Genomic DNA, 3,045 nt, shown 5'->3' with positions numbered 1-3,045 from the left:
GATGTCAGCAGTGGTGTAGAGAATGACAGGGGCAAAGACCCCGAAAAGATGAAAGCCTTTGTCGAGGCGGTAAAACAATGACTGTAGATTATAAGACTCTGGATTATAAAAAGTTGCACGAGCTGCCGGATGAATCCGGTCATTTTGGTCGTTTTGGTGGACGCTATGTCGCAGAAACACTCATGTGTGTTCTTGAAGAGCTGGAATTGACCTACAAGAAGCTTTGGAATGACCCCGATTTTCAGGCTGATTTTGACCGTGATCTGGCTCATTACGTAGGCAGGCCATCACCGCTCTATCATGCTGAGCGCTGGTCTGAAAGTTTGGGTGGTGCGCAAATCTACCTGAAGCGTGAAGATCTGAATCACACTGGTGCCCACAAGATCAATCATGCGATTGGTCAGGCCCTGCTGGCCAAACATATGGGTAAAAAGAGGATCATTGCCGAAACCGGTGCTGGTCAGCATGGTGTCGCTACCGCCACGGTTGCTGCGAGACTGGGTCTGGAATGTATCGTTTACATGGGGGCCAAAGACGTTAAACGTCAGGCGTTGAATGTTTACCGAATGAAGCTGCTTGGGGCCACAGTTGTGCCGGTAGAGAGTGGCTCTCAAACACTGAAAGATGCTATCAACGAAGCACTCCGTGACTGGGTAACCCGTCCGGAAGAAACCTTTTATATTCTGGGAACGGTTTGTGGTCCTCATCCGTATCCGGAAATGGTGCGTAATTTTCAGAGTGTTATTGGGCGTGAAGCTCGCAGGCAATGTCTGGAAATGACCCGGCGTCTGCCCGACGCTCTGGTGGCCTGTGTGGGTGGTGGCTCCAACGCTATGGGATTGTTCTACGAATTCCTGCAGGATGAAGACGTCAAAATCTACGGTGTTGAAGCCGGTGGTCACGGTGTTGAGTCTGGAGAGCATGCTGCAAGAATGTCTGGAGAGAGGCAGGGCGTTTTCCAGGGGCAGCGCAGTTTCCTGATGTGTGACGACGATGGTCAGATAACTGAAAGCTATTCAGTATCGGCTGGTTTGGATTACCCGGGAGTAGGCCCCGAGCACAGTCATCTCAGATCTGTGGGTCGTGCTGAATATCCCTGCGTAACAGATGATGAGGCTTTGGCTGCATTCAGAAGCCTGACACGTATGGAAGGTATTATGCCGGCTCTTGAGAGTTCTCACGCCCTCGCTTTTGCTGAGAAGCTGGCTCCAACCATGGAGAAAGATCAGATTATTCTTGTCAACCTGTCTGGTCGGGGCGACAAGGATATTCATACTGTGGCTGAAATTGATGGACTTTCGTTCTAAGCATTGAGGGAGAAATCATAATGAGAATTAAACCATGCTTTGAGCGATTGTCTTCGGAAGGTCGTAAGGCTTTGATGCCCTACATGACGGCGGGTGATCCGGCGGATAAGACCGTAGACATCATGCACAAGATGGTAGCCAGTGGTGCTAACCTGATCGAACTGGGTTTCCCATTTTCAGATCCCATGGCTGACGGACCGGTGATTGCAGAGGCTCATGAGCGCGCATTATCACAAGGTGTTACATTGAATGACGTTTTTTCAATGGTAACTCGCTTCAGGGAAAACGATAATACGACCCCGATTGTCCTGATGGGCTACCTTAACCCGGTAGAAGTTATGGGTTATGGGGTGTTTGCTGCGCGGGCCGCTGAAGCCGGTGTCGATGGTGTACTGATTGTTGATTTGCCCGCGGAGTTTGCTGGCGGTCTGGTTGAGCATTTAAAGCCCAGGCAGATTGATATGATCAACCTGATTACGCCCACTACCACCGATGAGCGCATTCAAAAGATCTGCTCTGTTGCTTCAGGGTTCGTATATTACGTTTCAGTGAAGGGAGTGACAGGCTCAAACAAGCTGGATCTCGGCAGTGTTCAGTCCAGAGTGGCTCACATCAAAGGGTTTACCGACCTGCCTGTTGGTGTCGGTTTTGGTATTCGTGATGGTGAGTCTGCAGCAGCCATTTCTTCGGTTGCAGATGGTGTGGTAGTAGGGTCCCTGTTGGTATCCGAGCTGGCCAATTACCAACGCCAGGGCGAAGGTGCTATCGACCGGGTCTCTGGTCATCTACAAGCAATGCGTCAGGCAATGGATAAAGGTTAACCCGATGAATTAAGGCGATAGACAATAGGGAGTGCCCTGAACATTCAGGCGCTCTCTATTTTCAATCTTGCCAATAGACAGGTAGCGTGAATGAGTAACTGGCTAGTCGATAAATTGATACCTTCGCTGTCACGTTCTACAAGTCAGCAGAAGAGCAGTAATGTGCCAGAAGGATTATGGCGCAAGTGTGTTAAGTGTGAGTCGGTTCTGTATCGCCCAGAGCTTGAGAGAAATCTGTACGTTTGTCCAAAATGCAGTCACCACATGCGTATCGGTGCCCGAAAGCGTCTGGAGTACTTTCTGGACAAAAGCACTACTGAAGAATTGTTCTCTGAGATAGAGCCTGTCGATAAGCTCAAGTTCCGGGATTCAAAGAAATACAAGGACCGTCTGGCATCTGCTCAAAAGCAGACGGGTGAAAAAGATGCTCTGGTCGCTATGAAAGGCCAGCTGGATGGTCTGCCTGTGGTTGCTGTGGCTTTTGAATTCAGCTTTATGGGTGGATCAATGGGTTCTGTTGTTGGCGAGAAGTTTGCCCGTGCCGCAGAGCTGAGTCTGGAACTCAAGGTTCCTTTTGTTTGTTTTTCAGCCAGTGGTGGTGCCCGCATGCAGGAGGCTTTGTTTTCCCTGATGCAGATGGCAAAAACCAGTGCGGCATTAGAGCGAATGAAACAACAGGGAGTACCTTATTTCTCTGTGCTCACAGATCCCGTTTATGGAGGTGTATCTGCCTCTTTGGCAATGTTGGGTGATGTGAATATTGCCGAGCCCGGTGCGTTAATCGGGTTTGCGGGTCCGCGCGTTATCGAGCAGACGGTTCGTGAAAAGTTGCCTGAAGGTTTTCAGCGTAGTGAGTTTCTGCTGGAGCATGGGGCAATCGATATGATTGTTGATCGGGGCGAAATGCGTTCGACGGT

Annotated in this window: 3 protein-coding genes; all 3 read left to right on the top strand. The window is 50.0% G+C overall.

Going from position 1 to position 3,045, the window contains the following annotated elements; translation table 11 throughout:
• Positions 1–77 precede the first annotated feature (77 nt).
• Positions 78–1,307, top strand: coding sequence for a tryptophan synthase subunit beta (gene trpB, locus KDK16_RS06530; protein WP_257252528.1), 1,230 nt, complete (start codon positions 78–80; stop codon positions 1,305–1,307).
• A gap of 17 nt (positions 1,308–1,324) precedes the next feature.
• Positions 1,325–2,128, top strand: a complete 804-nt coding sequence (trpA, locus tag KDK16_RS06525; protein ID WP_257275244.1) for a tryptophan synthase subunit alpha — start codon at positions 1,325–1,327, stop codon at positions 2,126–2,128.
• A gap of 90 nt (positions 2,129–2,218) precedes the next feature.
• Positions 2,219–3,045, top strand: an 827-nt coding sequence (gene accD, locus KDK16_RS06520) for an acetyl-CoA carboxylase, carboxyltransferase subunit beta (RefSeq protein ID WP_257275241.1), incomplete at its 3' end; no start/stop codon positions are given.

The sequence above is a fragment of the Endozoicomonas sp. SESOKO4 genome (genome assembly GCF_024606275.1).
The sequence above is the reverse complement of the archived record's forward strand: the minus strand, read 5'-3'. Positions and strand labels throughout refer to the sequence as shown.

Coding starts and splice junctions, on each gene's coding strand:
- trpB (WP_257252528.1), top strand. CDS start 78: ATGACTGTAGATTATAAGACTCTGGATTATAAAAAGTTGCACGAGCTG.